Source organism: Chitinimonas sp. JJ19 (assembly GCF_036961565.1).
Lineage (GTDB): Bacteria > Pseudomonadota > Gammaproteobacteria > Burkholderiales > Chitinimonadaceae > Chitinimonas.
The window spans coordinates 129,055-155,028 of sequence record NZ_JBAMDD010000011.1 but is presented as its reverse complement, the minus strand read 5'-3'; the positions used below and the strand labels follow the sequence as shown (position 1 = coordinate 155,028).

Genomic DNA, 25,974 nt, shown 5'->3' with positions numbered 1-25,974 from the left:
AGTGCTTTCTTGAGTTCAAGCGAACCGACGTTGGCGCCGAGCGACTCACTAGCACATCGATCAAACAGCCGATCTCCCGGTATGTTATTCGAGTAAAAAGCACGTCGCGTAGCTTCCGTCCAGACCAAGTGAGAAGTTTTCGGGTTACGCTTGAATCACTTCAAACGAAACAGGTGCTGGCAAGGACGGAGCTACTAATGAGCAGTGTGGCACCTCCTTGCCAAGACTTTGGGACCGAAGTCGCCAGCATGGTTATGCGCAGCTTCTCTGTCCGCTAATGGAACAGTGGCACCTTGCGCTGTAAGTGAAAACCGCAGGTGGCGGTATATGTGCTAGCTGCTGAACCAGTACAGGTTCCGCTGGGTCGTTACAGGTTTTCCTTGCTGCGCGGTGCTGATTGCACTCTCAGGGTGATGGGATGCACTCCCTGGTGTGGCGCAGCAGATATGGCGTCGGGCAAAATGACAAAGGCCGCTTATGCGGCCTTTGTTGTCGGCGGGTTTATTCGCTCTCGAAGATATTGCCCAGGTTACCCAGTACCGAGCCTTGCTCGCCGCCAGCGCTGCCGCCCATCTTGGAGGCGCCGACGATGCGGTTGGCCAGGCGGGCCAGGGGCAGGGATTGCAGCCAGACCTTGCCGGGGCCGCGCAGGGTGGCGAAGAACAGGCCCTCGCCGCCGAACAGGGCGCTCTTGATGTTGCCGACGTACTGGATGTCGAAATCTACAGTGGGGGCGAAAGCCACCACGCAGCCGGTATCGACACGCAAGGTTTCGCCTGGCTTGAGGGTTTTTTCGATAACGGCGCCGCCGGCGTGGATAAAGGCCAGGCCGTCGCCCTCCAGCTTTTGCAGGATGAACCCTTCACCACCGAAGAAGCCGGCGCCCAGCTTTTTCTGGAAGCCTATGCCCAGCGATACACCCTTGGCGGCACAGAGGAAGGAATCCTTCTGGCACATGAGGGTGCCGCCGACGTCGGGCAGGTGCACGGGGATGATCTTGCCGGGGTAGGAGGCGCCGAAAGCGACCTTTTTCTTGCCTTGGCCCTGGTTGATGAACACGGTGGTGAACAGCGATTCGCCGGTGATCAGGCGCTTGCCGGCGCCCATCAGCTTGCCCATGAACCCCTTCTGGGCGTCGGAGCCGTCGCCGAAGATGGTATCCATATGGATGCCGTCTTCCATGTAGAACAGGGTGCCGGCTTCGCCGACGGCGGCTTCGCCTGGGTCCAGTTCCACTTCCACAAACTGCATATCGTCACCGAACAGCTGGTAATCGATCTCGTCCATTGCCATTGCTTTTCTCCTAGTGAGGCGGTGCAAAAGAGGTTTGTTTCCTGTACCTGGCGTACCAGGTGCAGGAGGGCTACTCGCCCCAGCGCTGCATCAGCGCGTGGGGGACATTGATTTGATCCAGTATGCGTGCCACCACGAAGTCCACCAGTTGGCCTATGGATTGCGGATGGTGGTAGAAGCCTGGATTGGGGGGCAGGATGCAGACGTTCATGCGGGCCAGCTTGAGCATGTTTTCCAGGTGCAGGGCCGAATAGGGGGTCTCGCGCGGCACGATGACCAGCTTGCGGTTTTCCTTGATGGCGACGTCGGCAGCGCGTTCTATCAGGTTGTCACTCATGCCGGCTGCGATGGCTGCCAAGGTGCCCATGGTGCAGGGACAGATCACCATGGCATCGGCGGGGTTGGAACCCGAGGCGACCGGTGCAAACCATTCTTCGCGGCCGAACACCCGCAACTGGCTGTCGGCCACGCTGTGACGTTGGCGCAGCATGGTTTCGACTTCCTTGGCGCGCGATGGCCAGGTTTCGTCCAGCTCTTGCTTGATGACGATCTGGGCGGCTTGGGAGTACAGCAGGTAGACATGTACACCGGCGGCCAGCAGGCATTCGAGTAGGCGCAGGCCGTAGGGCATGCCGGAGGCGCCGGTCAGCGCCAGGGTGACGGTGCGGGGCTTGCTCATGTGGGGCTGGACTCCCTGTGCCGCACCAGCACTTGGCGTTCCTGCGCAAAATGGGCTGCCAGCTTTTCGGCCAGCCAGACCGAGCGGTGCTGGCCGCCGGTACAGCCTATGCCGACGGTGACATAGCTGCGGTTGTCGCGATCAAATGCGGGCAGCCAGTTTTCCAGATAGCGCAGGACATCGGCGTACATGGCCTGGGGGGCGGCCTCGGCCTCCAGAAACTGGATGACGGGTTGATCGAGCCCGGTGAGGGGGCGCAGGCTGGGGTCGTAGTAAGGATTGGGCAGGCAGCGGGCGTCGAACACGAAGTCTGCATCCAGCGGCAGGCCATGCTTGAAGCCGAACGACTGGAAGATAAGGGTGAGGCGGGACTGGTCCAGCGCCAGGAATTGTTTGACCCAGGCCCGCAGGGCGTTGGCGCTCAGCTCGCTGGTATCGACCCGGTGCGACAGATCGGCCACGCTGGCCAGGATCTCGCGCTCCAGGCTGATGCATTCCGCCACGGTGTAGTCGGTATGCAGGGTGGAGAGCGGGTGCTTGCGGCGGGTTTCGGAAAAGCGTTTGAGCAGCGATTCGGTCTTGGCTTCGAGGAACAATACCCGTACGTCCAGGCCCTGGCTCTTGAGGTCTGCCACGCAGTCGGGCAGGGCGGGCAGGCTTTGGGCGCCGCGTATGTCCACGCTGATGCCGACCCGCTGATGGCCTTCGCCTTGCAGCAGGCGCACGGTCTGCGGCAGCAGGGTGGCGGGCAGGTTGTCTATGCAGTAGTAGCCCAGGTCTTCCAGCAGTTTGAGCGCGACGCTCTTGCCGGAGCCGGACAGGCCCGATATCAGTACGATCTGCAGCACGGTGGCCATGGCCGCTTATTCTCCTGATTCCATGAAACGTTGGTGCCGCTCGATGAACTCACGGGTGGAGTCGATGCCACGCAGTTGCAGGATGTAGTTGCGTACGGCGGCCTCGACCAGCACGGCGAGGTTGCGGCCGGCGGCGACGGGCAGTACGACCTTGCGTATGGCCACATCCAGCACGGCCTGGGTGGCGGCCTGCATCTGCAGCCTATCCAGCGGGGTGATGGATTCGGCCTGCTTGGTCAGGTGGATGATGAGCTTGAGGTTCTTGCGCGGGCGAACGGCGGTTTCACCGAAGATGGTGCGGATATTGAGCACGCCCAGGCCGCGTACTTCGAGGAAGTCGCGCAGCAGGGGCGGGCAGCGGCCTTCCAGGGTGTCGGGGGCGATGCGGTAGAGCTCCACCACGTCGTCGGCAACCAGGCCGTGGCCGCGCGAGATCAGTTCCAGCGCTAGTTCGCTCTTGCCCATGGCGCTTTCACCGGTAATCAGCACACCGACCTCCAGCACGTCGAGGAACACGCCATGCAGGTTGGTGGAGACGGCCAGCGCTTTGGCCAGATAGAAGCGCAGCACGTCCATCAGGTAGGGCGATTGTTCGGGCGAGGTCAGTAGCGGGACATGGGCGCGTTCGCAGGCTTCGCGCAGCATATCGGGCGCTGGCTGGCCGTTGGCGATGATCATGGCCGCCATATCGGTGCTGAACAGGTGGTCCAACGACTTTTTCAGGGCGGTGGCCTCTACCTGCTGCAGGTAGGCGATTTCGGCCAGGCCCAATACCTGAATGCGGTTGGGGTGGACGAAATTGAGGTGACCGACCAGGGCGTGGGCCGGCTTCTGGTTATCGGCCTCGTTGGACAGCAGATTGTTGGCGCCACTCTGGCCAGCCAGCCAGGTCAGGCGCAGTTTCTCTGCGTTGTCGATGAACAGCTGGCGGACGGTGATTTGGGGCATGGTTCCGTTTCTGTATCAGGCCTGATAGCGACGGTGCCGGGGGCGGGCCGGGGCTGGCTGCCCCGGTGGCTTAGGCTTGCCAGTGGGTGAGCAGTTGGTGCACGTCTTCCGGTGTGGTGGCCTGGCTCAGCGCTTCGCGGATTTTTTTGTCACTGAACAGCTGTGCCAGTTCCGACAGGATCTGCAAATGCAGGTCGGTTGCCTGTTCGGGCACCATCAGTACGAAGGCGAGGTTGACTGGCTTGCCGTCTGGCGCCTCGAAGGGGATGGCTTGCTTGAGGCGCACAAACACCCCTACGGCCTCCTTCAGGCCCTTGATGCGGCCGTGCGGTATGGCGACACCCTGGCCCAGCCCGGTCGAGCCCAGCTTTTCGCGGGCGAACAGGGCGTCGAAGATGGCTGCGCGGGCGATGCCGTGGCTGTTCTCGAACAAGAGGCCGGCCTGTTCGAACAGGCGCTTCTTGCTGGTCAAGTCCAGATCGAGAAAGACGTTGGTCAATGGCAGGAGTGAGGCGATCAGGGCCATGGTTGTGCAATGCTGGAATAGGCCGCCATTGTACGCCGGTGGGCGGCCAGGACAAGGCGTGAAAGTCGGCTTGTGCTGGGGGTGTGGTGCCAGTGTGGCATGGTCTGCAGCAGAATGGAAAACGGGAACGGTGTCCCTGTACCGTTCCCGTTCCCTCTCGTCACTTGCGCTTTACTGCTACGGCGCCGTCAGGCGGCTGCCTGATCGTGGCTTTCCGGTTCTACGTGATGCTTCATGGCATCGGTGTGGCGGTCTCCATATCGCTTTTCTTTGTGCTTTAACACTTGCCGATCCAGCTTGTCGGCCACCAGGTCTATGGCGGCGTACATATCGGGCTCGGTGGCTTCCACATGGATATCCTTGCCGCGCAGATGCACATTCACTTCTATCTTCTGCTGCAGCTTGTCGACGCTGAGGGTGACGCCCATGTCGATCACATGATCGAAGTGGCGGGTGACCCTCTCCAGCTTGGTCTGCACGTATTCGCGGATGGCTGGGGTTACGTCGAGGTGGTGCCCACTGATGGTCAGGTTCATACGACTCTCCTTGTGTTAAGGACGCCGCCTAGCTGCGGGGCGGCTACAGGGACTTTCGTTGGTTCACGGGAGGGATCTGCAAGGCTTCACGGTACTTTGCGACGGTACGGCGGGCAACATTGATGCCCTGCTTGCCGAGCACTTCGGCCAGCGTACTGTCACTCAGTGGTTTCTTGGGGTCTTCGTTCTGTATCAGTTGTTTGAGAAGGGCTTTGATGGCGATGGCCGAGCATTCGCCGCCCGAGTCGGTATCTACATGGCTGCCGAAGAAATACTTGAACTCATAGATGCCACGCGGCGTGAGCATGTATTTCTGGGTAGTCACCCGAGAGATGGTCGATTCGTGCAGGTCCAGCTCCTCCGCAATATCGCGCAGCACCAGGGGGCGCATGGCGACTTCGCCGTGTTCGAAAAATCGCTGCTGCTTTTCGACGATGGCCTGTGCTACGCGGAGTATGGTGTCGAAGCGTTGCTGGACGTTCTTGATCAGCCACTTGGCTTCCTGCAGCTGGCCGGACAGGCCTGTGCCGTTTTCACGATGTTGCCGCAGGATGTTGGCGTACAACTGGTTGACCTTGAGTTTGGGCATCGCAGCTTCGTTCAGCTGGACCGTCCAGCCGTTGCGAAGCTTCTTCACCACCACGTCTGCTACCACGTAGCGGGTGTCAGTCTCGCCGAACACTGCTCCGGGCCGTGGGTTCAGTCGCTGTACCAGCAACTGCGCGGCTCGCAGGGCGGTGTCGTCGCATTTCAGCGTTTTCTTAAGCTTACTGTAGTCCTTGTTAGCCAATAAATCGAGGTGCTCGGCCACAATCTCAAGTGCCAATCCGCTGGCCGGTTCGTGCTGCATCAACTGCTGTAATTGCAACTTCAGGCAGTCCTTGAGATCGACTGCGCCCACGCCACAAGGTTCCAGCTGGCGTATCAATTGCAGGCTGACCTGCAGTTCTTCCAGCTCGATTTCCAGTTCGTCGCGCAGGGATTCGGGGATCAACTCAAAGATTTCGACCAACGGTAGGCCCAGGTAGCCATCGTCGTCCAGCGCGTCGATGACCAGGTTGGCCACGGCATGGTCGCGCTGGCTCAGGGGCAACAGGCCCAGCTGGGCCAGCAGGTGCTCGCGCAGGGTGCTGATGCGTGCGACGTTGGCCTGGGGGTCGAACTCGTCATCGTCTTCGCGCTGGCGCCCGCCGCCGCTTTCGTTCCAGTAGCTGTCGCCCAGCGCGCCATCCATGTCGAAATCGGGTTCGGCGGTATCGGTACTGGGGGCCTCGTCGAGCGAGGGGGGCGGCTCGGTCACCTCCACCGGGCTGCCGTCCTCGCGTACCGGGTGGATTTCCGGCTCGTTGTCGTCCTCGCGCTCCAGCATGGGGTTGTCCTGCAGGAAGCGTTCTATCTCCTGGTTCAGGTCAAGCGTGGAGAGCTGCAGCAACTTGATGGATTGCTGTAGCTGCGGCGTAAGCGTGAGTGACTGGGAGAGCTTGAGTTGGAGGGATTGTTTCATGCTGACACGGTAACAGGCTAAAGCCTGAAATGCTCACCTAGGTAAACCCGGCGGACATTGTCGTTATAGACGATCTCTTCGGCGCTCCCCGAGGCCAGGACGCTGCCTTCGTTGATGATATAGGCGCGATCGCAGATGCCCAGCGTCTCCCGCACATTGTGGTCGGTAATCAGTACACCGATCTTGCGCTCCTTGAGGAAGCGGATGATCTTCTGGATATCCATCACGGCGATGGGGTCTACCCCGGCAAAGGGCTCGTCCAGCAGGATAAAGCGAGGGTTGGCAGCCAGAGCGCGGGCAATCTCGCAGCGGCGGCGTTCGCCACCCGATAGCGAGAGGGCGCTGCTGTCGCGCAGGTGGGCAATGTTCAACTCGCGCAGCAGTCTGTCCAGCCGGCGTTCTATCGTTTCGCTGTTGGTGACATGCAGCTCCAGTATGGCGCGCACATTCTCCGCCACGGTCATGCGGCGGAAGATGGAGGCTTCCTGCGGCAAGTAGCCCAGCCCCAGGCGGGAGCGCTGATGCATGGGCAGGTGGGTGATCTCGGCGTCATCCAGGAAGATCTTGCCGCCGTTGAGAGCGACCATGCCGACTATCATGTAGAAGCTGGTGGTCTTGCCGGCGCCATTGGGGCCGAGAAGGCCGACAACCTCGCCGGCATCCACGTGCAGCGAGACATCGCGGACCACCGTGCGGGATTTGTAGCGCTTTTGCAGGTGCTGGGCGGACAGGCGTGCGGTCATGGCTTAGCTTGGCTCTCGGGCTTTTTCTTGGGCTGTATCACCAGCTTTACCCGGCCATCGGTGCCGGGTGTGGCGCTGGCATTGCCTTCGGCCCGGAAGATCTCGGTCACGCTGTTGTAGACGATATGGCTGCCGCTCAGCTCATCCTGGCCGCGCTTGAGCCAGGCGTTGCCGGTCAGCTTGACGTCGCCGGTCTTGCTGTCGTAGTCGAGCTTGTCGGAGCGGGCATCCAGCCAGACTTCCTGGCCTTCCATCTTTTGCTTGAACTTGACGGGGCGGCCGCTGGCCTGGACGGTTTGTTCGCCGTCGGCCTGTTCGGTGATCACGGCCTGGTCGGCGTCCAGTGACAGGGTGCCCTGTACCAGCCTGACGCCGCCTTCCAAGACGGAGCGACCGGTTTTCTGATCCTGGCTGACGCGGCCGGCATCGACATTGATGGGTTTGCCGCTGTCGGCCTTCTCGGCCAGGGCCAGGGGGGCCAGCAGGGTCAGGGCGCTGGTCAGCAGCAGCTTAGCGTTGAGGCGGGGCATAGTAGAGGCTCACATTGGAACGCAGGTTCAGGCGTGTGTTCGGGTGGTCGTAGTCAAAGCCGGTGCTGCGCATGCGGTTGCCGCCGCTCACCATGTCGGCGGGGGCGTCCGAGCTGGCCAGGCCACGGGTGATGTCCAGCTGCAGGCGGCTGCTCTTGAGTGTCATCGCGTCGACGCCGGCTGCTGCAGTGCGGTGCATGCGTACATCCTGCTCGAAGAAAACCCGGTCGCCGCCTTCGGTGATGCGGGCTTTTTCGGCATTGATGGTGAGCGTAGGCTCGCCGGGCAGGGTGCGTACCAACAGGGCATCTGCAAACTCGGAGTGATCATCATGCGGATAATGCCGCATGCCGCTGGCGGTCAACTGGTAGAGCGGCTTGCCATCGGGGCCGTAGCCGGTGGCCACAAAGCGGTTGATGGTCAGGTCGGGGTCGCGGCTGCCGGCGGGGGGCGAGAAGTAGGGCAGGTTGGTGGCGCGGTCCAGCAGCAGTGCCATGCCGGCCAGGAGGCCGAGCAGTAGCAGGGGGAAGGCGCGGGCCGCGCGGTCGGGCAGCATGCTCACTTTAGATAGGGCGCCAGTTGTGCGTCCAGGGTGCCCTGGGCTTGCATGATGATTTCGCAGGCTTCCCGCACGGCGCCGTTGCCGCCACGCGCGCCGGTGACGTAGTGGGCGTGCTGGCGCACCAGGGTGGGGGAGTCGGGTACGGCGACGGCGAAGGCCACGCGGCGCATGACGGGCAGGTCGATGACATCGTCGCCCATATAGCCGCAATCGGCCATGCTGAAGCCGGTGTCGCTCAGCAGTTGCTCAAATGCGGCTAGCTTGTCGTGCGCGCCCTGGATCAGGTGATCGATGCCCAGGTTGCGGGCACGGTGCTCTACCAGGCGGGAGTTGCGACCGGTGATGATGGCCAGCGCCACGCCGGACTGCCGCAGCATCTTGAGGCCGTGGCCATCGAGCGAGTTGAAGGCTTTCAGTTCTTCGCCGCTGTCGGTGTAGTAGAGGCTGCCGTCGGTCATGACGCCATCGACGTCGAATATCATCAGTCTTACGTTATGTGCGCGTTCCAGCACCGTATTTTCCTTGTCTGCCTGATCGCCCTGAGGCGCTGGCGTGCTATCCGATATTTAAAGGTATAGGGCTTACACCACGCCGGCGCGCAACAGATCGTGCATGCGCAGGGCGCCCACCAGTTTGCCTTCATCCAGTACCAGGACCACATAGACCTTGGCCTGCTCCATCAACTGCACGGCTTCGGCCGCCAGCTTGTGGGCGGCGATGGTCTTGGGGTTGCGGGTCATGAGCTGGGCAATGTCCACGGCCTTGAGGTCCAGCTCCCTATCCATGGCGCGACGCAGGTCGCCATCGGTGAAGATGCCCTGCAGCGTGCCGTGGTCGTCGACCACGGCGGTCATGCCCAGGCCTTTGCGGGTAATCTCGAACAGGGCGTCGCGCACGCTGGCGGTTTGCTTGACCACGGGCAGTTCGTCGCCCTGGCGCATGACATCATGCACATGCACCAGCAGGCGCCGGCCCAGGCTGCCGCCGGGGTGGGAGAGGGCAAAGTCGTCGCGACCAAAGCCCCGTGCTTCCAGCAGGCAGACGGCCAGGGCGTCGCCCAGGGCCAGTGCGGCGGTGGTGCTGGCTGTTGGGGCGAGGTTGAGCGGGCAGGCTTCTTTCTCGACCCGGGCGTTCAGGTGGATGTCGGCGGCCTGGCCCAGGGTGGAGTCGGGATTGCCTGTCATGGCAATCATCCGGGCACCCTTGCGCTTGATGGCAGGCAGCAGGGTGACCAGTTCATCGCTCTCGCCGGAGTTGGACAGGGCCAGCACGATATCGTCGGCGGTGATCATGCCCAGGTCGCCATGGGCGGCCTCGGCCGGGTGCATGAAGAAGGCGGGTGTGCCGGTGGAGGCCAGGGTGGCTGCCAGCTTGCGGCCGACATGGCCAGACTTGCCCATGCCCGCCACCACGACACGGCCCTGGCAGCCCAGCATCAGCTGGTGGGCTGCAATAAAGCTGTCGTCCAGCCGCCCGGCCACGGCCTGTATGGCCTGCGCTTCGATATTCAGCACGTCGCGGGCCAAGGCCAGCAACTCGGCTGCGTTGGGGGTGTGTTGGGTCGTCATAAGGCGGCAGTATAAGGGATGCCAAGGGAACGTCAGTATTCCTGTTTGGTTCCCGTCCCGGGCGTAATGTCGCGTGTGGGCGGGCGAAAGCCTGCTGTATTCGTATAATTCCACCGTTGACCGCCACTGATCGCCTTTATGCACCATGCGCTTGAGACTGTTCTGCTACTCCTGGCTGCCGCTGTGGCGGTGGTCACGCTCTGCCGCCGTTTCCAGCTGCCGGCCATGCTGGGCTATCTGCTGGTGGGTATCGCCATCGGCCCGCATGCGCTGGGCTTGATAGGCAGCTCTACCGAGGTGGCCGAGCTGGCCGAGTTTGGCGTGGTGTTCCTGATGTTCAGCCTGGGGCTGGAGTTCAGCCTGGCCAAGCTGACGGCCATGCGTACCCTGGTGTTTGGGCTGGGTTCGGCCCAGGTGGTCAGCTGCATGGCGCTGGTGATGGGGGCGGCATTGCTGTTTGGCCTGCCGTGGCAGGCGGGCCTGGCGCTGGGTGGCGCCCTGGCCATGTCGTCTACTGCCATCGTCAGCAAGATGCTGGCCGAGCGGGTGGAGATCAATGCCATACATGGGCAGCACGCTATCGGGATTTTGCTGTTCCAGGATCTGGCGGTGGTGCCGCTGCTGATCATGATTCCGGCCCTGGGCCGGGCGGGTGGCGACCCGTGGCTGGTGCTGGGGCTGGCCTTGATCAAGATTGTCCTGACCTTGGTGATACTGCTGTACTTTGGCCCCAAGCTGTTGCGGCCGTTGTTTCATCTGGTGGCCAAGGGGCGCTCTACCGAGCTGTTCGTGCTGAATGTGCTGCTGGTGACGCTGGGCATCTCTTACGCCACTTCACTGGCGGGTTTGAGTCTGGCCCTTGGGGCGTTTCTGGCGGGGATGTTGATTGCCGAAACCGAGTACCGCCACCAGGTGGAGGAGGATATCCGGCCGTTCCGCGATTTGTTGCTGGGGCTGTTCTTTATTACCGTGGGCATGCGGCTGGACCTGATGGCGGTCTGGCGCGAGCTGCTGACGGTGCTGCTGGTGTTTGCGTTTCTGCTGGTGGGCAAGGCGGCCATCATTGCCGGCCTGACCCGCTGGTTCGGCCGCAGCCCCGGCACGGCGGTGCGTACCGGTATTGCCCTGGCACAGGGTGGGGAGTTCGGCTTTGTGCTGCTGGCGCTGGCGGCCGGTTCGGGCATCCTGCCGCCGGTGGCCGAGCAGGTGGCGCTGGCGGCGATCCTGCTGTCTATGCTGGCTGCGCCCTTTCTCATCCAGCAGACCGAGACTATCGTGCGCCGCTTTATTGCGTCGGACTGGATGCTGCAAGCCATGCGGCTGACACAGCTGGCGGCCAAAACCATGGCGACCTCGGACCATGTGATCCTTTGCGGCTACGGCCGTAGTGGGCAGGCGCTGGCCCGGCTGCTGCAGCAGGAGCAAATAGATATCTATGCCTTGGACCTGGACCCTGAGCGGGTGAAGGAGGCGGCGGCCGCCGGCGAGAATGTGTCGTTTGGCGACGCCACCCGGCGCGAGGTGCTGATGTCGGCGGGCCTGACCCGCGCCCGTGCCTTGATCGTGACCTATGACCACACCCCCTCGGCGCTGAAGATATTGCATGTGGTGCGGGAGGAGCGGCCTGATCTGCCGGTGATTGTGCGTACCTGGGATGATGCCGATATCGAACGGCTGCGCGCAGCCGGGGCGGACGAGGTGGTGGCAGAGATCATGGAGGGCAGCCTGATGCTGGCCTCGCACGCGATGATGCTGCTGGGCGTGCCCTTGAACCGGGTACTACGCCGCATACGCGACGCACGGGAGGCGCGTTACAGCCTGTTCAAGGGTTTCTTCCGTGGTGCGACCGACGATAGCCTGGAGGAGCAGGCTCAGCCCAGATTACACTCGGTGGCGCTGGACACCCAGGCTGCGGCGGTGGGCAAGCCCTTGGCCGACCTGGATCTGGCCGAGATGGGGGTGCTGGTGAAGACCCTACGTCGTGGTGGGCGCCGTATTGATGAGCCGGGCAGCGAGGAAGTGTTGATGGCCGGCGATGTGGTAGTGCTGCTGGCGGGGCCGGAGATGCTGAGCCGGGCGGAGCGGCGCTTGTTGAGCGGGGAATGAAAAAAGCCCGCCGGGTGGCGGGCTGGGTGTGTCTTGCTAGCGTCAGGCGATCTGGCGGCAGACTGTGTAGACGCTGTCTTCCGAATAGGGGACGGTGGGCTGGGCGCCAGGCGCGGTGTTGGCGCCAGCTGCGCTGATTGTGGCGCGGAAGGAGCCGCGATTGGGCGTGCCATCATCCAGTTGTACATCCAGGGCTGCGGCAGCCTTACCAGGTACGCGCGACATGCACAGCGACAGGCCCTGTATGCCGACGACGGCATTAGAGATGCCGGTAAGACCGCCAAAGGCGTTACGAGGCAGCGAATCGATGGCAGTGGCGGCAGGGTCGCCACTGATCAAGCCAGCAGCACGCATTTGGCGCCAGAAGATTTCGTTCTCGCCAGCGCCAGTGAAGGTCTGGGCATTGGTGGAGGCGACGATGCCGTTGCCGTCGCCCTCAGGTATGCCGACCCAGTTGGCACCACGCGTGGTGATGGCGGCTGCGCCAGCACTATCGTCACCCGGCATGGCACGGAAGCGGTCGCGGTAGGCGTTGAGGGCGGCGGCGGTGCCATTGAAGTCGTTGACGGCATTCTTGACCTTGCCGTTTTCTATCATCTCCTGGCCTTTGAGCACACCGCCCAGCAGCAGGCCGATGATGACGAGGACGATGGCAATTTCGATCAGGGTGAAACCCTGCTGTTTGCGCGCGATGGAATTCATGGGGGCAATCTCCTGCTGTAGGGAATTTCGCTCGAAGGCGAGCTGAGCAAACACTAAGCAATGCATGTGCCAATATCTATAGTCCAGCTTGAGCCGCTTGTCAGCTTGCTGTTGGCATATTAACACTTGCTGATGTTGTGATTTCAACAGCCCCTGTCGGCATATCGTCGGAGCCTGAATGTCGTTTGATTGGTTGTCTGTGCTGTCGCGCAAACTGCTGGCGCCTGAGGTGCGCTTGCGCTGGTTGCCCCTGCTGCTAGTGTGGCTGCTATTTTTGGCGGCCTGGCTGCCGCAGGGGCATGCGGCCTTGCGTCTGCTGTTGCTGGCGCAGCTGGGCCTGTTGCTGCTGTGGCAACCGGTCTATGCGCCCCAGCGTGCCGTCAGTGGTCGGGGGCTGGTGGGGATGGGGGCGGCGGCGCTGGCCTTGGCACTGTTCGCAGGCCCAGCCTTGCTGTTGGGTTGGATAGCACTGGTGGCGGCGCTGGTGGGTGGGCGGGCAGCGGGTATGCAAGAACCTGGCTTGCGCCGGCTGCATCTGGGCCTGGCCTTGTTGGCGCTGCTCTTGCTCTGGCTGCAGCTATTGCCGGCCGCGCTGCTGCAGGCGCCGCCCTGGCCACGAGTGGTGTCCTATTTGTTGCCAGCGGGCCTGCTGCTGTTGGCCGTGTGGCCCATACCGGCGGCCGAGCCACCGCAGGCGCAAGCGCTGGATTTTCTCTACAGCCTGTTGCTGCTCTTGCTGACCCTGCTGGTCTCGCTGGGCACTGCGGCCTTGGTGCGTGGCTGGCAGTACCCGTATGTGGCTGCCTTGGCCACCATGCTGGTGGCGACCGGTGGGCTGCTGGCAGCCTTGGCCCTATTGTGGAATCCGCTGGGTGGCTTTGCCGGTATAGGGGCCTTGTTCTCGGCCCAGCTATTCCAGTTGGGCGCCCCTTTTGAGCTGTGGTCGGCACAGGTGACGGCGCACTATGGCCGAGAGACGGATGCTGAGGCATTTCTGCAGGCAGCATTGCGGGCATTGCTGATGCTGCCCTGGGTGGCGGGCGGGCATTGGCGCGGGCCGGGCGGGGAGGGGGAGTTTGGTGTTAGGCGTGGGGCGGGTATCTCGCTGACGGCGGGAGGTTTGCAACTAATGCTGAATACGCGGGGGGCGATTACCACGGCGCACAGGTTGCAACTGCAACTGGCAGTGCGTCTGCTGGAGCAGCTCTACCTGGCCAAACAGCGCGAGGCCAGGCTGGCGGAGCATGTTTATATAGAGGCGGTGTACGAGACGGGCGCGCGCCTGACCCACGACATCAAAAATCTGCTGCAGGCCTTGCAGGGCTTGATCGGTGCGGCCCAGGTCAGCAGTGACCCCCATAGACTGGCTAGCCTGTACGCCAGGCAGTTGCCGGAGATAGGGCGGCGGCTGGCGGTAACGCTGGGGAAGTTGAGTGCGCCGACGGGGGGCGACTTCGGGCACCAGACTACGCTGCCCGCAGCTGTTTGGTGGCAGGGCGTTGCCATACGCTATGCCGATGCCGGAATCGCGCTTCACCCTTTGCCTTTGGAGAGTCCGCCGGTGTCGGCCGAGTTATACGACTGCGTAATAGACAACCTATTGCAGAATGCCTTGAACAAGCGTGCTGTCGCCGACACGCTGGTGATCAGCGCCGGGTTGGATGAGCGCGGCAGCCTTTGGGTGGAGGATGATGGTGAGCCTGTGCCGGCATCGCTGGTAGCCAAGTTGCTGCAGGCGCCAGTGGAGTCTGCTTCTGGCTTTGGCTTGGGTTTGTATCAGGCGGCGCGGATGGCGGTGGCGCATGGGGCGCGCCTGAATCTTGCCGAGAACCGGCCAGGGTGCGTGCGCTTCTTCCTCATCCCTGACGGGCAGCCGTCTGGCGAGCGGGAGGAAGGTGACGCTCACGAATCTGGCGGGTGCTAAGGCAATTGCCCGGCGGTGACTAGCCTGTTGTAAAGGAGAGGGGCCGATAGCCATACCATCTGGTCGTCGAAGGGCCCGCCAGGCAGGGTGGTGTCCTGGCTTTGACGGTTATGCCAGACAAATACGGCATCGTTGTTGGGGCTATTCGGGTTGGGGTTGGCGGCTTCATCGGGGCCGGTTCCGCCGGAGACTGCATTGGCGCCGGGGGTGTAGATGATGGCCGGAAGGGCCTCCGCGATCGCTGTGGGAGCCGGCGCGATGGCGCAGTTGGTAGGGGTGACGCCGACGGCGGTGCTGCAGACGTTGAGATTGGGGTTCAGGCCAGCGAATCCCGTGGCACTGCGCACGATACTGCGCATTCCTCCCGGTGCGGTAAAGGTATAGGTGTTGGTAGTAATATCGAATTGTGTTGCAACGGCGTATCTCAATCGGTGGGCCGGCAGATTGCTTGATCCATCAGTGGCATAGCCGCTGCCATCGGTATTGGAAATGCCTAGCGCAACAGCTGGCAGGAAGCCGTTGAAAGGGTTGGTGCAGCGGCCATGGATCGGCAGGATGGTCGTAGCTGCGCCGCAACCGCCGACTGCATTGCTGCAAAAGGACTCCTGGCCGTTGCTGGTGGCGGAGGCGGGGCAGGGGAGCCGGCCATTGGCAATGGCAAACCCGAGCAGGGCTTCTCTGGCCTCTTCCAGTGTGTCATCTGTGGCGCGCGTTCGCTGCTGCTCTAGTTGCGTAGGCAGGCTCATCATGAAGCCACCCAGCACCAGGGCGACAATCACCATGACGGTGGCTACTTCGGCCAGCGTGAAGCCTTGGTGCCTGGTCGGTGCGGGTAGGGCCTTCATGGGCATGTCCTGATGCTCGTACTAATTTCGGTGCGTGAGTTTTGCCACTCTAGCCTGTATAGCGTGTATTGATAGGTGGCAGGTGGTGCGGCTGGTAGAGGGGCTGGGCAGGTGCCGAAGCTGAGCTCAACCTCGGTGTCGCTAATTTGAATGTACCTGATGTTAGCGTACATATTGCTACTGCCATTCAGCCATGGCGCAGTTGCTGTGAGTGCGCAGCCTGGGCCATACGGCAGGAGTGCGCCGGGGCTGCTGCAGTTTCCGAAATCTGCGGCGGGGGCTGGGTATTCGCCGTTGGTGATGGCGTGGCTGTCGAGATCATTGGCTATCCAGCGTGCGAGCCGGTCGGTGATATCTTTCTTGCTGATGGCGATGGGGTGGTCGTTGAATGTGCTTGTCGCGCTGGCAGCAATCAAGACACCGTTATTGCTGGCGTTGTTGAGTGGTGCCGTGCAGTCTGTTGTTGCCCCTGCAATACCTTCCAGATAGAAATTGACATTGTCATTGGGGTTGCTGGCGTTCCGATTGACTTGGCTGGCAAGCGCTTGTCCTGGCGCGATGATCACTAGGGCAAGCTCATCAATAGATGGGCTGTTGCCATTACAAAGCCTTAACCAGTGGCGATTGTCGATGTCAAACAAGGGATATCCGGAGGAGGCATACCACAAAGGGCTGGTTGGCTCTCTGGCGGGGGTTAGCCCGTAGGTCGCATAGTCCAAGCGTCTGGTTTGCCAATTGTCGGGTGTTATCAGTGCAGCTGGCAGGCGACCGTCTGAGCCTAACTGGCTTACGATGATGCCCATCAGCACTTCCTTAGCTTCAGCAAGCTCCTTTGTCGTTTCTGTCTGCGGCAGTGGCAGGCCGGGTTGGCTAGCTAATTTGCTGACCAGCAGGCTCAACATCCCCATCGCAACCAGTAAAAAGAAAATAAGCAGGGCATTTCCCCGCTGTTTGCGTGGTGGGCAGGCCTTGGGGTTTGCTTGGTTTTGCATGATGAAGCTCCTAAGCAATGTTGATGCCTAACAACCACTTAGCGAATTTGTGAGATTTTTTTGCAGGAAGTGTTTGACAGGGGGCTAAAGCACCACCATAATGCGCCGCTCATTCAGGAGGGGTTCCCGAGCGGTCAAAGGGATCAGACTGTAAATCTGACGGCTCTGCCTTCGAAGGTTCGAATCCTTCCCCCTCCACCAGAATTCAGAAGTAGGTAGCGTCGCGGTGTGAAGTGCTCCGCGTGGCAAGTGGGTTTAGAGGTCTTGTCGAGCGGGTGTAGCTCAATGGTAGAGCAGAAGCCTTCCAAGCTTACGACGAGGGTTCGATTCCCTTCACCCGCTCCATCTGTTTTGTGTGGAATGCCCATGTAGCTCAGGGGTAGAGCACTCCCTTGGTAAGGGAGAGGTCGGCAGTTCGAATCTGCCCATGGGCACCATCGCTTGATACGTTTCTATTCGCAATCAAGGACTCCAAAATGGCAAAAGAGAAATTCGAGCGGACTAAGCCGCACGTAAACGTTGGCACTATCGGTCACGTTGACCACGGCAAGACCACGCTGACCGCCGCGATCACCACGATCCTGTCGAAGAAGTTTGGCGGCGAGGCCAAGGGCTACGACCAGATCGACAGCGCGCCTGAAGAAAAGGCCCGCGGTATCACCATCAACACCGCGCACGTCGAGTACGAAACCGAAAACCGCCACTACGCTCACGTTGACTGCCCCGGCCACGCCGACTACGTCAAGAACATGATCACCGGCGCAGCCCAGATGGACGGCGCTATCCTGGTGGTATCGTCGGCTGACGGCCCCATGCCGCAGACCCGCGAGCACATCCTGCTGGCCCGTCAGGTTGGCGTGCCTTACATCATCGTGTTCATGAACAAGGCCGACATGGTCGACGACGCCGAGCTGCTCGAGCTGGTCGAAATGGAAGTCCGTGAACTCCTGAGCAAGTACGACTTCCCCGGCGACGACCTGCCCATCATCAAGGGTTCGGCACTGAAGGCCCTGGAAGGCGACCAATCGGAAATCGGCGAACCCGCCATCTTCCGTCTGGCCGAAGCCCTGGACAGCTACATCCCCACCCCTGAGCGTGCCATCGACGGCGCCTTCCTGATGCCCGTGGAAGACGTGTTCTCGATCTCCGGTCGCGGTACCGTGGTGACCGGTCGCGTTGAGCGCGGCATCGTCAAGGTCGGCGAAGAAATCGAAATCGTCGGTATCAAGCCCACCGTCAAGACCACCTGTACCGGCGTGGAAATGTTCCGCAAGCTGCTGGATCAAGGTCAGGCTGGCGACAACATCGGCGCGCTGCTGCGTGGTACCAAGCGTGAAGACGTCGAGCGTGGCCAAGTGCTGGCCAAGCCGGGTTCGATCACCCCGCACACCAAGTTCTCAGGTTCGGTCTACGTGCTGAGCAAGGATGAAGGCGGCCGTCACACCCCGTTCTTCAACGGCTATCGCCCGCAGTTCTACTTCCGTACCACCGACGTGACCGGTGCGGTTGAGCTGCCAGCTGGTACCGAAATGGTGATGCCAGGCGACAACGTTGAAGTGGTTGTTGCCCTGATCGCTCCGATCGCCATGGAACAAGGTCTGCGCTTCGCTATCCGCGAAGGCGGCCGTACCGTTGGCGCCGGTGTGGTTGCCAAGATCATCGAGTAATAAAGAGTTTCAGGTTGTGGGCGTGGCGTTAGCTGCGCTTGCGACTTTGCAGGCGAGTAGCTCAATTGGCAGAGCACCGGTCTCCAAAACCGGGGGTTGGGGGTTCGAGACCCTCCTCGCCTGCCACCTAACAAGTGGTTGTGTTAACTTTCTAAGAGAGCCGTTTTCCGACTGGAAAGCGGCTGTCTTTATTTTCGGGCAAAAGCCGACGCATGGAAAAAGTAGACAAATTGAAGTTGTTCGCCGCCTTGGTGCTGGTGGCTGCCGGTATTGCCGGCTACTACCTGTTGCCGGCCGATCAGCAAGCACTGCGCGTGGTGTCTGTGTTGGCGGGTGTGCTGTTTGCCGTGACGGTGGTGTGGTTCTCCGTGCCTGGCCGTGACTTTGTCGATTACGCCCGTGATTCCGTCAAGGAAGCCGAGAAGGTCGTCTGGCCTTCCAAGAAGGAAGTCTGGCAAATGACCGGTGCGGTCTTTGTCTTTACCGTGGTGTTGTCGTTGTTCATGTGGCTGGTTGATTCCGGTCTGAGCTGGCTGCTCTACGACCTCTTGTTGAAGCGCGGCGGCTGATTTATTCCCCGGAGAATGCTTGATGGCGATGCGTTGGTATGTGGTTCATGCCTACTCGGGTTTCGAGAAGAGTGTGATGAAGGCACTCAGGGAGCGTATTGATCGTTCCGATATGCAACATCTGTTCGGCCAGATTCTGGTTCCGGTCGAAGAGGTGATGGAAATTCGCAACGGCACCAAGGCGCTGACTGAGCGCAAGTTCTTCCCTGGCTATGTGCTGGTGGAGATGGAAATGACCGACGAGACCTGGCACTTGGTGAAGAATACCCCCAAGGTGACCGGCTTTATCGGTGGTTCGGGCATGCGTCCCACCCCGATCTCGGTCAAGGAAGTCGAAAGCATCATGGCTCAGATGCAGGAGGGCGTGGAGAAACCCAAGCCTAAGGTCCTGTTCGATGTGGGTCAGGTGTTGCGCGTTACCGAAGGTCCGTTCGCGGACTTCAATGCGACCGTGGAAGAAGTCAACTACGACAAGAGCAAGCTCAAGGTGTCGGTGTTGATATTCGGTCGTGCCACTCCGGTGGAAGTTGATTTCTCGCAGGTCGAAAAGGTTTAAACTCTCGGGTTCTGCCTTTCGGGCTGTTTTAGTGCCTGGCGCAAGCCGGGTTTTGTCAAGGGGAGCGGGTTCGCCTGCGTTTGTACCCATTCTAGGAGCATACCGTGGCTAAGAAGATTATCGGCTACATCAAGCTGCAGGTGCCGGCTGGCAAGGCTAACCCCTCGCCACCCATCGGCCCGGCACTCGGCCAGCGCGGCCTGAACATCATGGAATTCTGTAAGGCGTTCAACGCCCAGACCCAAGGCGTTGAGCCTGGTCTGCCGATTCCCGTGGTGATCACTGCTTTTGCGGACAAGTCTTTCACCTTTGTGATGAAGACCCCGCCGGCCACCATCCTGATCAAGAAGGCTGTTGGTATCACCAAGGGCAGCTCCAAGCCCCATACCGACAAGGTTGGCACCATCACCCGCGCTCAGCTGGAAGATATTGCCAAGACCAAGACTCCCGATCTGACCGCTGCTGACCTGGACGCCGCTGTGCGTACCATCGCTGGCTCCGCTCGTTCGATGGGCCTGAATGTGGAGGGTGTGTAAATGGCTAAGGTTTCCAAGCGCGTCGCAGCCCTGAAGGCCAAGATCGACCGTAACAAGCTGTACGCCATCGACGAAGCACTGTCGCTGGTCAAGGAAGGCGCCACCGCCAAGTTCGGTGAGTCGGTTGATGTTGCCATCAACCTGGGCGTGGATGCGCGTAAGTCGGACCAGGTTGTGCGTGGTTCGGTCGTGTTGCCCAAGGGCACCGGCAAGAGCGTTCGCGTTGCCGTGTTCGCCCAGGGTGCCAATGCCGAAGCCGCCAAGGGCGCCGGTGCTGACATCGTCGGTTTCGAAGACCTGGCAGAGCAGATCAAGGGCGGCATGATGGACTTCGACGTGGTGATCGCCACGCCGGACGCCATGCGTATCGTCGGTCAGCTGGGTACCATCCTCGGCCCGCGTGGCCTGATGCCTAACCCCAAGGTGGGTACCGTGACCCCGAACGCTGCCGAGGCCGTGAAGAACGCCAAGGCCGGTCAGGTTCAGTACCGTACCGACAAGAACGGCATCATCCACAGCACCATCGGCCGCGCCAGCTTTGACGCTGCTGATCTGAAGACCAACCTGACCGCGCTGATCGACGCCCTGCAAAAGGCCAAGCCAGCATCGTCCAAGGGCGTGTACTTCAAGAAGATCGCCGTCTCCAGCACCATGGGTGCCGGTGTACGCGTTGATGCTGCTACCGTTCTGGCTGCATAAGTTTTAGTAGTACCGGGGTGCGGCGCAAGTCGCACCTTAATCGGACTTTGGGCCGCAATGCTCGCAAGAGCTGCGCGGATTATCAAAGACCGTAGGGGCTGGCAGTGCTTTGTGCTGCTGTCTTAATCGGCAAGCGATACGGGATGAGCAATTGTCCGCGTCGCCCCGCCCTACGCAGATGGTGTACCCAAGAACAGGATTTCCCTCCCGTCGCCTATCTGGCGTCGGTTAGTTCTCCTGATGATTGGTCGCCATTTCTTTAGGCTCCATCCCCGTTGTGGGGAAGGATTTTCCAGGAGGGTAGACCTTGAGTCTCAATCTCGACGATAAAAAGGCTGTAGTGGCTGAGATCTCGGCAGAAGTTGCCAAGGCTCAAGCCATCGTGGTGGCCGAATATCGTGGCATCCAGGTCAGCGCCATGACCAAGCTGCGTGCTGAAGCACGCGCCAAGGGCGTTTACCTGCGCGTGTTGAAAAACACGCTGGCACGCCGCGCTGTTGCCGACACCGCATTTGCCGATCTGGCCAACCACATGGCTGGTCCGCTGGTGTACGGCATTTCTGCCGACCCGGTGGCCGCTGCCAAAGTGCTGGCTGACTTTGCCAAGACCAACGACAAGATCGTGGTCAAGGCTGGCTCCTTCGACGGCAAGACGCTGAACGCCGCTGAAGTTGTCCAACTTGCTTCCATTCCGAGCCGCGAAGAGCTGCTGTCCAAGCTGCTCTACGTTATGCAAGCTCCGGTTGCCGGCTTTGCCCGCGGCCTGGCTGCACTGGCAGAGAAAAAGCAAGGTGGTGCAGCTCCGGCCGAAGTGGCCGCCGAAGCACCTGCCGAAGCCGCCTGATCGCGCGCTACACGTTTTAGATCTCACGACTTATCTGTATTCAGGAGTAATTAAACATGGCTCTGACCAAAGAAGACATCCTCGACGCCGTTGCTGGCCTGACCGTTCTGGAACTGAATGACCTGGTGAAGGCATTCGAAGAGAAGTTCGGCGTTTCCGCTGCTGCTGTTGCTGTTGCTGGCCCTGCCGGCCCTGCCGCTGTGGTTGAAGAAAAGACCGAATTCGACGTTATCCTGACCGGCGCTGGCGCCAACAAGGTTGGCGTGATCAAGGTTGTGCGCGAACTGACTGGCCTCGGCCTGAAGGAAGCCAAGGACCTGGTCGACGGCGCTCCCAAGACTGTCAAGGAAGCCGCTGCCAAGGCTGATGCTGAAGCCATGGTCAAGAAGCTCATCGAAGCTGGTGCTACCGCTGAGATGAAGTAAGTCTCCCTAGGGGACTTGCTAAAGGCTGGCGATTTCGGTCGCCAGCCTTCTTGCGCTTGTGGGAATTCGCTGTACCGACTGTACTGATTGTGCGTTGCCAAACCGGAAATCCTGCCCATTGCGGGTTTTGTGGTTTGGTTTTAGCGCCCCAACTCGACCGGAGACTCTATGAGTTACTCGTTCACTGAGAAGAAACGCATTCGTAAAAGTTTTGCGAAGCGGGCGAACGTTCTGGACGTTCCTTATCTGCTCGCCACCCAAATCGACTCCTATACAGAGTTTCTTCAACTGGGCGTTCCCATGGAGCAGCGCCGCACCAGTGGCCTGCAGGCAGCATTTGCCTCGATCTTCCCGATCACCAGCCATAACGGCTATGCCAAGCTTGATTTCGTCAGCTACCAGCTGGGCGAACCGCCGTTCGACGTGGTCGAGTGCCAGCAGCGCGGCATCACTTTCGCCGCACCGCTGCGCGCGCGCGTACGCTTGACCATCTTTGATCGCGAGTCGTCCAAGCCCGTGGTCAAGGAAGCCAAGGAGCAGGAAGTCTACATGGGCGAGATTCCGCTCATGACCAGCAATGGCTCCTTTGTCATCAACGGCACCGAGCGTGTCATCGTGTCGCAGTTGCATCGCTCGCCCGGCGTGTTCTTCGAGCACGACAAGGGCAAGACGCACTCGTCCGGCAAGCTGCTGTTCTCCGCTCGTATCATCCCCTACCGTGGTTCCTGGCTGGACTTCGAGTTCGACCCCAAGGATCTGCTGTACTTCCGTATTGACCGTCGCCGCAAGATGCCGGTGACCATACTGATGCGGGCGCTGGGTTACAACAACGAACAGATTCTGGCGGACTGCTACGACTTCGACACGGTACGCCTGTCGAAGAAGGGTGTGTTCCTGGAAGTGGTGGCTGATCGCCTCAAGGGCGAAGTTGCCAAGTTCGACATTGTTGCCGGCGACGGTAAGGTGCTGGTCCAGAAGGACAAGCGCATTACCGCCAAGCATATCCGCGATCTGCAGGCTGCTGGCGTGACCGAACTCGAGATTCCGACCGACAACCTGGTTGGCCGCGTACTGGGCGCCAATGTGGTGAATCCGGATACCGGTGAGATCGTGGCCCGTGCCAACGAGGAGATCACCGAGGATCTGCTGATCAAGTTTGAATCGGCTGGCGTCACCTCGATCAAGCTGTTGTATATCAACGACCTGGATCAGGGCGCTTATATTTCGAACACCCTGCGTCTGGACGAAACGCCAGATCGCCAGGCTGCCCGCGTGGCCATCTACCGCATGATGCGCCCAGGTGAGCCGCCCACCGAAGATGCAGTGGAAGCGCTGTTCAACGGCCTGTTCTTCTCGGAAGATCGCTACGATCTGTCGGCCGTGGGCCGCATGAAGTTCAACCGCCGCGCCTACCCCGACCGTCTCGATGAGAAGGCGCCGGGCTGGCAGAAGCGTTTCTACGAGCGGGTGGGCCCGCAGGGCACCACCGGTTCGGGCGTGCTGAACACCGACGACATCGTTGCTGTGATCGGCATTTTGCTGGAACTGCGCAACGGCCGTGGCGAAGTGGACGATATCGATCACCTGGGTAACCGTCGCGTTCGTTCGGTCGGTGAACTGGCTGAGAACCAGTTCCGCGCCGGTCTGGTGCGGGTTGAGCGTGCCGTGAAGGAACGTCTGGGCCAGGCCGAGAGCGACAACCTGATGCCGCACGACCTGATCAATGCCAAGCCGGTCAGCGCTGCTATCAAGGAATTCTTCGGCTCCTCGCAGCTGTCGCAGTTCATGGACCAGACCAACCCGCTGTCGGAAATCACCCACAAGCGCCGTGTGTCGGCTCTTGGACCGGGCGGTCTGACCCGCGAGCGCGCTGGCTTTGAAGTCCGTGACGTGCACCCGACCCACTATGGCCGTGTCTGTCCGATTGAGACGCCGGAAGGCCCGAACATTGGTCTGATCAACTCGCTGGCCATCTATGCCCGCACCAATGAGTACGGTTTCCTGGAAACCCCGTACCGCAAGGTGGTGGACAACAAGGTGACCGACGAGATCGAATACCTGTCTGCCATTGAGGAAGGCAAGTATGTGATCGCCCAGGCCAACGCCAAGCTGGATGACAGCACGGGCGAACTGATCGACGAGCTGGTGACCTGCCGTGAGCACGGTGAAACCATCGTGGCCCGGCCTGAGCGCGTCCAGTACATGGACGTGGCGCCTAGCCAGATCGTGTCGGTTGCTGCCTCGCTGATTCCCTTCCTGGAGCACGATGACGCCAACCGTGCCCTGATGGGTGCCAACATGCAACGCCAGGCCGTGCCTTGCGTGCGTGCGCAGAAGCCGCTGGTGGGTACCGGTATCGAACGCACCTGTGCGGTCGACTCGGGTACGGCCGTGAAGGCGCTGCGCGGTGGTCGTGTCGACTATGTCGATGCCAACCGCGTGGTGATCCGGGTCAATGACGATGAAACCAGCGCCGGCGAAGTCGGTGTGGACATCTACAACCTGACCAAGTACACCCGTTCCAACCAGAACACCAATATCAACCAGCGTCCCATCGTGGAAGTGGGTGACCAGATCTCCGCCCTGGACGTGATCGCCGACGGCGCATCCACCGACCTGGGTGAGCTGGCACTGGGCCAGAACCTGCTGGTGGCCTTCATGCCCTGGAACGGCTTCAACTACGAAGACTCGATCCTGATCAGCGAGAAGGTAGTGGCCGATGACCGCTACACCTCCATCCATATCGAGGAACTGTCGGTTGTTGCCCGCGACACCAAGCTGGGACCGGAAGAAATCACCCGCGATATCTCCAACCTGAGCGAGCGCATGCTGGGCCGCCTGGATGAGGCAGGTATCGTCTACATCGGTGCCGAAGTGGAAGCCGGTGACGTGCTGGTCGGTAAGGTGACGCCCAAGGGCGAAACCCAGCTGACGCCGGAAGAGAAGCTGCTGCGTGCCATCTTCGGTGAGAAGGCTAGCGATGTGAAGGATACCTCGCTGCGCGTGCCGTCGGGCATGAGCGGTACCGTCATTGACGTGCAGGTGTTCACCCGCGAAGGTATAGACCGCGACAAGCGCGCCCAGGGCATCATTGACGATGAGCTGAAGCGTTTCCGTCTGGACCTGAACGACCAGCTGCGTATTCTGGAAAACGATGCCTTCGAGCGTCTGGAGCGCTTGCTGGTCGGCAAGAAGGTCAATGGCGGTCCGAAGCGCATTGCCAAGGGCACTGAACTGACCCGCGAATACCTGGCCGATCTGACTCGCCACGACTGGTTTGATATCCGTCTGTCGGACGAGGATGTGGCCAAGCAGCTGGAGCTGATGAAGGACAACCTGTCGCAGAAGCGCGCTGAGTTCGACCTGCGCTTTGAGGACAAGAAGCGCAAGCTGACCCAGGGCGATGAGCTGCCCCCGGGCGTGCAGAAGATGGTCAAGGTCTATGTGGCCGTGAAGCGTCGCCTGCAACCTGGTGACAAGATGGCCGGTCGTCACGGTAACAAGGGTGTGGTGTCCAAGATCCTGCCGATCGAGGATCTGCCGCACATGGCTGACGGTACGCCGGTCGACATCGTGTTGAACCCGCTGGGCGTGCCTTCGCGTATGAACGTGGGTCAGATTCTGGAAGTCCACCTGGGTTGGGCTGCCAAGGGTCTGGGCAAGCGCATAGACCGCATGCTGGCGGAAGAGTCGGGCAAGGCTGCCAAGAAGGCCGGTGAGGTGCGCAAGTTCCTCGAAGAGGTCTACAACAGCCGCGGCAAGCCGGAAGACCTGGGCAGCATGAGCGACGAGGAAATCCTGGAGCTGGCCGACAACCTGCGCGATGGTGTGCCGTTTGCCACCCCGGTGTTCGACGGCGCCAAGGAAGAGGACCTGATGGCCATGTTGCAACTGGCTTATCCGACCGAATCCGAGCATACCCAGCGCCTGGGCTTCAACGACACCCGTACCCAGCTCAAGCTGTATGACGGCCGTACTGGTGAGGCTTTCGAGCGTCGCGTGACCGTGGGTTACATGCACGTGCTGAAGCTGCATCACCTGGTTGACGACAAGATGCACGCCCGTTCCACTGGCCCGTACTCGCTGGTTACCCAGCAGCCGCTGGGTGGTAAGGCGCAGTTCGGTGGTCAGCGTTTCGGTGAGATGGAAGTGTGGGCGCTGGAAGCCTATGGTGCTTCGTACACGCTGCAGGAAATGTTGACGGTGAAGTCCGATGATGTGAATGGCCGTACCAAGGTCTATGAAAACATCGTCAAGGGCGATCACAAGATCGACGCCGGCATGCCGGAATCCTTCAATGTGCTGGTGAAGGAAATCCGCTCGCTGGGTATCGACATCGATCTGGAACGGTACTAAGTCAGAT

Annotated in this window: 25 protein-coding genes and 4 tRNA genes; 14 read left to right on the top strand and 15 right to left on the bottom strand. The window is 60.9% G+C overall.

What is annotated here, in order from left to right; all coding sequences use genetic code 11:
- Window positions 1-501 precede the first annotated feature (501 nt).
- The 12 genes from V7714_RS14730 to V7714_RS14675 all read right to left on the bottom strand — a co-directional run bounded on the left by V7714_RS14730 (window position 502) and on the right by V7714_RS14675 (window position 9,746).
- A complete protein-coding gene (locus V7714_RS14730) occupies window positions 502-1,293 on the bottom strand; it encodes a TIGR00266 family protein (protein ID WP_335710386.1) in 792 nt (263 codons plus the stop codon).
- Window positions 1,294-1,363: 70 nt separating this feature from the next.
- Window positions 1,364-1,972, bottom strand: coding sequence for a flavin prenyltransferase UbiX (locus V7714_RS14725; protein ID WP_335710385.1), 609 nt, complete (start codon window positions 1,970-1,972; stop codon window positions 1,364-1,366).
- Window positions 1,969-2,829: an RNase adapter RapZ gene (gene rapZ / locus V7714_RS14720; RefSeq protein ID WP_335710384.1), complete on the bottom strand. Its 861-nt coding sequence runs from the start codon at window positions 2,827-2,829 to the stop codon at window positions 1,969-1,971. The genes V7714_RS14725 and rapZ overlap by 4 nt, the downstream gene beginning before the upstream one ends.
- A 6-nt stretch (window positions 2,830-2,835) precedes the next feature.
- Window positions 2,836-3,777 (bottom strand): HPr(Ser) kinase/phosphatase, encoded by a 942-nt coding sequence (gene hprK / locus V7714_RS14715; protein WP_284197147.1) that lies wholly within the window; start codon window positions 3,775-3,777, stop codon window positions 2,836-2,838.
- A gap of 70 nt (window positions 3,778-3,847) precedes the next feature.
- The gene (locus V7714_RS14710; RefSeq protein ID WP_335710383.1) at window positions 3,848-4,303 is read right to left on the bottom strand and encodes a PTS sugar transporter subunit IIA; all 456 of its coding nucleotides are present in this window, start codon (window positions 4,301-4,303) and stop codon (window positions 3,848-3,850) included.
- 188 nt (window positions 4,304-4,491) lie between these two features.
- Complete coding sequence (gene hpf / locus V7714_RS14705) at window positions 4,492-4,839, bottom strand: ribosome hibernation-promoting factor, HPF/YfiA family (protein WP_284197149.1); 348 nt, start codon at window positions 4,837-4,839, stop codon at window positions 4,492-4,494.
- Between the two features lie 43 nt (window positions 4,840-4,882).
- Window positions 4,883-6,343 carry an RNA polymerase factor sigma-54 gene (locus tag V7714_RS14700; RefSeq protein WP_335710382.1) on the bottom strand — a complete coding sequence of 487 codons (1,461 nt, stop codon included), beginning with the start codon at window positions 6,341-6,343 and terminating at the stop codon, window positions 4,883-4,885.
- Window positions 6,344-6,360: 17 nt separating this feature from the next.
- The gene (gene lptB / locus V7714_RS14695; RefSeq protein WP_284197151.1) at window positions 6,361-7,086 is read right to left on the bottom strand and encodes an LPS export ABC transporter ATP-binding protein; all 726 of its coding nucleotides are present in this window, start codon (window positions 7,084-7,086) and stop codon (window positions 6,361-6,363) included.
- Window positions 7,083-7,616, bottom strand: coding sequence for a lipopolysaccharide transport periplasmic protein LptA (gene lptA / locus V7714_RS14690; protein WP_284197152.1), 534 nt, complete (start codon window positions 7,614-7,616; stop codon window positions 7,083-7,085). The genes lptB and lptA overlap by 4 nt, the downstream gene beginning before the upstream one ends.
- Complete coding sequence (gene lptC, locus V7714_RS14685; protein WP_290331567.1) at window positions 7,597-8,172, bottom strand: LPS export ABC transporter periplasmic protein LptC; 576 nt, start codon at window positions 8,170-8,172, stop codon at window positions 7,597-7,599. Before lptC ends, lptA begins: the two co-directional genes overlap by 20 nt.
- A 2-nt stretch (window positions 8,173-8,174) precedes the next feature.
- Complete coding sequence (gene kdsC, locus V7714_RS14680) at window positions 8,175-8,690, bottom strand: 3-deoxy-manno-octulosonate-8-phosphatase KdsC (protein WP_284197154.1); 516 nt, start codon at window positions 8,688-8,690, stop codon at window positions 8,175-8,177.
- Window positions 8,691-8,759: 69 nt separating this feature from the next.
- A complete protein-coding gene (locus tag V7714_RS14675; RefSeq protein WP_335710381.1) occupies window positions 8,760-9,746 on the bottom strand; it encodes a KpsF/GutQ family sugar-phosphate isomerase in 987 nt (328 codons plus the stop codon).
- A gap of 138 nt (window positions 9,747-9,884) precedes the next feature.
- Between V7714_RS14675 and V7714_RS14670 the strand changes: the two genes are divergently transcribed.
- Window positions 9,885-11,852 (top strand): monovalent cation:proton antiporter-2 (CPA2) family protein, encoded by a 1,968-nt coding sequence (locus V7714_RS14670; RefSeq protein ID WP_335710380.1) that lies wholly within the window; start codon window positions 9,885-9,887, stop codon window positions 11,850-11,852.
- A 42-nt stretch (window positions 11,853-11,894) separates the two neighbouring features.
- Here the strand turns inward: V7714_RS14670 and V7714_RS14665 are convergent, their stop codons facing one another.
- On the bottom strand, window positions 11,895-12,554 hold the full coding sequence (locus V7714_RS14665; RefSeq protein ID WP_335710379.1) for a prepilin-type N-terminal cleavage/methylation domain-containing protein: 660 nt from the start codon (window positions 12,552-12,554) through the stop codon (window positions 11,895-11,897).
- Between the two features lie 178 nt (window positions 12,555-12,732).
- Here V7714_RS14665 and V7714_RS14660 point away from each other — a divergent pair, with 178 nt between their 5' ends.
- Window positions 12,733-14,478 carry a sensor histidine kinase gene (locus V7714_RS14660; protein WP_335710378.1) on the top strand — a complete coding sequence of 582 codons (1,746 nt, stop codon included), beginning with the start codon at window positions 12,733-12,735 and terminating at the stop codon, window positions 14,476-14,478.
- Here V7714_RS14660 and V7714_RS14655 read toward each other — a convergent pair.
- Together V7714_RS14655 and V7714_RS14650 are read right to left on the bottom strand one after the other, a co-directional pair.
- Window positions 14,475-15,323 carry a type II secretion system protein gene (locus tag V7714_RS14655; RefSeq protein ID WP_335710377.1) on the bottom strand — a complete coding sequence of 283 codons (849 nt, stop codon included), beginning with the start codon at window positions 15,321-15,323 and terminating at the stop codon, window positions 14,475-14,477. The two genes, V7714_RS14660 and V7714_RS14655, sit on opposite strands and share 4 nt — an antisense overlap.
- Window positions 15,320-16,315 (bottom strand): hypothetical protein, encoded by a 996-nt coding sequence (locus tag V7714_RS14650; RefSeq protein WP_335710376.1) that lies wholly within the window; start codon window positions 16,313-16,315, stop codon window positions 15,320-15,322. The genes V7714_RS14655 and V7714_RS14650 overlap by 4 nt, the downstream gene beginning before the upstream one ends.
- A 116-nt stretch (window positions 16,316-16,431) precedes the next feature.
- Between V7714_RS14650 and V7714_RS14645 the strand changes: the two genes are divergently transcribed.
- The 12 genes from V7714_RS14645 (at window position 16,432) to rpoB (ending at window position 25,967) form a co-directional block, all read left to right on the top strand.
- Window positions 16,432-16,516 (top strand) — tRNA-Tyr (locus tag V7714_RS14645).
- Between the two features lie 70 nt (window positions 16,517-16,586).
- A tRNA-Gly gene (locus V7714_RS14640) sits at window positions 16,587-16,660 on the top strand.
- Window positions 16,661-16,677: 17 nt separating this feature from the next.
- Window positions 16,678-16,752 (top strand) — tRNA-Thr (locus V7714_RS14635).
- Between the two features lie 39 nt (window positions 16,753-16,791).
- Window positions 16,792-17,982: an elongation factor Tu gene (gene tuf, locus V7714_RS14630; protein WP_284197161.1), complete on the top strand. Its 1,191-nt coding sequence runs from the start codon at window positions 16,792-16,794 to the stop codon at window positions 17,980-17,982.
- Window positions 17,983-18,032: 50 nt separating this feature from the next.
- A tRNA-Trp gene (locus V7714_RS14625) sits at window positions 18,033-18,108 on the top strand.
- A gap of 86 nt (window positions 18,109-18,194) precedes the next feature.
- Window positions 18,195-18,551: a preprotein translocase subunit SecE gene (gene secE / locus V7714_RS14620; RefSeq protein ID WP_335710375.1), complete on the top strand. Its 357-nt coding sequence runs from the start codon at window positions 18,195-18,197 to the stop codon at window positions 18,549-18,551.
- Window positions 18,552-18,573: 22 nt separating this feature from the next.
- Window positions 18,574-19,107, top strand: a complete 534-nt coding sequence (gene nusG, locus V7714_RS14615; RefSeq protein WP_284197163.1) for a transcription termination/antitermination protein NusG — start codon at window positions 18,574-18,576, stop codon at window positions 19,105-19,107.
- Window positions 19,108-19,211: 104 nt separating this feature from the next.
- Window positions 19,212-19,643, top strand: coding sequence for a 50S ribosomal protein L11 (gene rplK, locus V7714_RS14610; protein WP_284197164.1), 432 nt, complete (start codon window positions 19,212-19,214; stop codon window positions 19,641-19,643).
- Entirely contained in the window at window positions 19,644-20,342 is a 699-nt protein-coding gene (rplA, locus tag V7714_RS14605) for a 50S ribosomal protein L1 (protein WP_284197165.1), read from the top strand. It begins immediately after the preceding gene.
- Window positions 20,343-20,649: 307 nt separating this feature from the next.
- A complete protein-coding gene (gene rplJ, locus V7714_RS14600; protein ID WP_290332236.1) occupies window positions 20,650-21,186 on the top strand; it encodes a 50S ribosomal protein L10 in 537 nt (178 codons plus the stop codon).
- Window positions 21,187-21,242: 56 nt separating this feature from the next.
- Window positions 21,243-21,611: a 50S ribosomal protein L7/L12 gene (gene rplL, locus V7714_RS14595; RefSeq protein WP_290332237.1), complete on the top strand. Its 369-nt coding sequence runs from the start codon at window positions 21,243-21,245 to the stop codon at window positions 21,609-21,611.
- Window positions 21,612-21,779: 168 nt separating this feature from the next.
- Window positions 21,780-25,967 carry a DNA-directed RNA polymerase subunit beta gene (gene rpoB, locus V7714_RS14590; protein ID WP_335710374.1) on the top strand — a complete coding sequence of 1,396 codons (4,188 nt, stop codon included), beginning with the start codon at window positions 21,780-21,782 and terminating at the stop codon, window positions 25,965-25,967.
- Window positions 25,968-25,974: the final 7 nt, after the last annotated feature.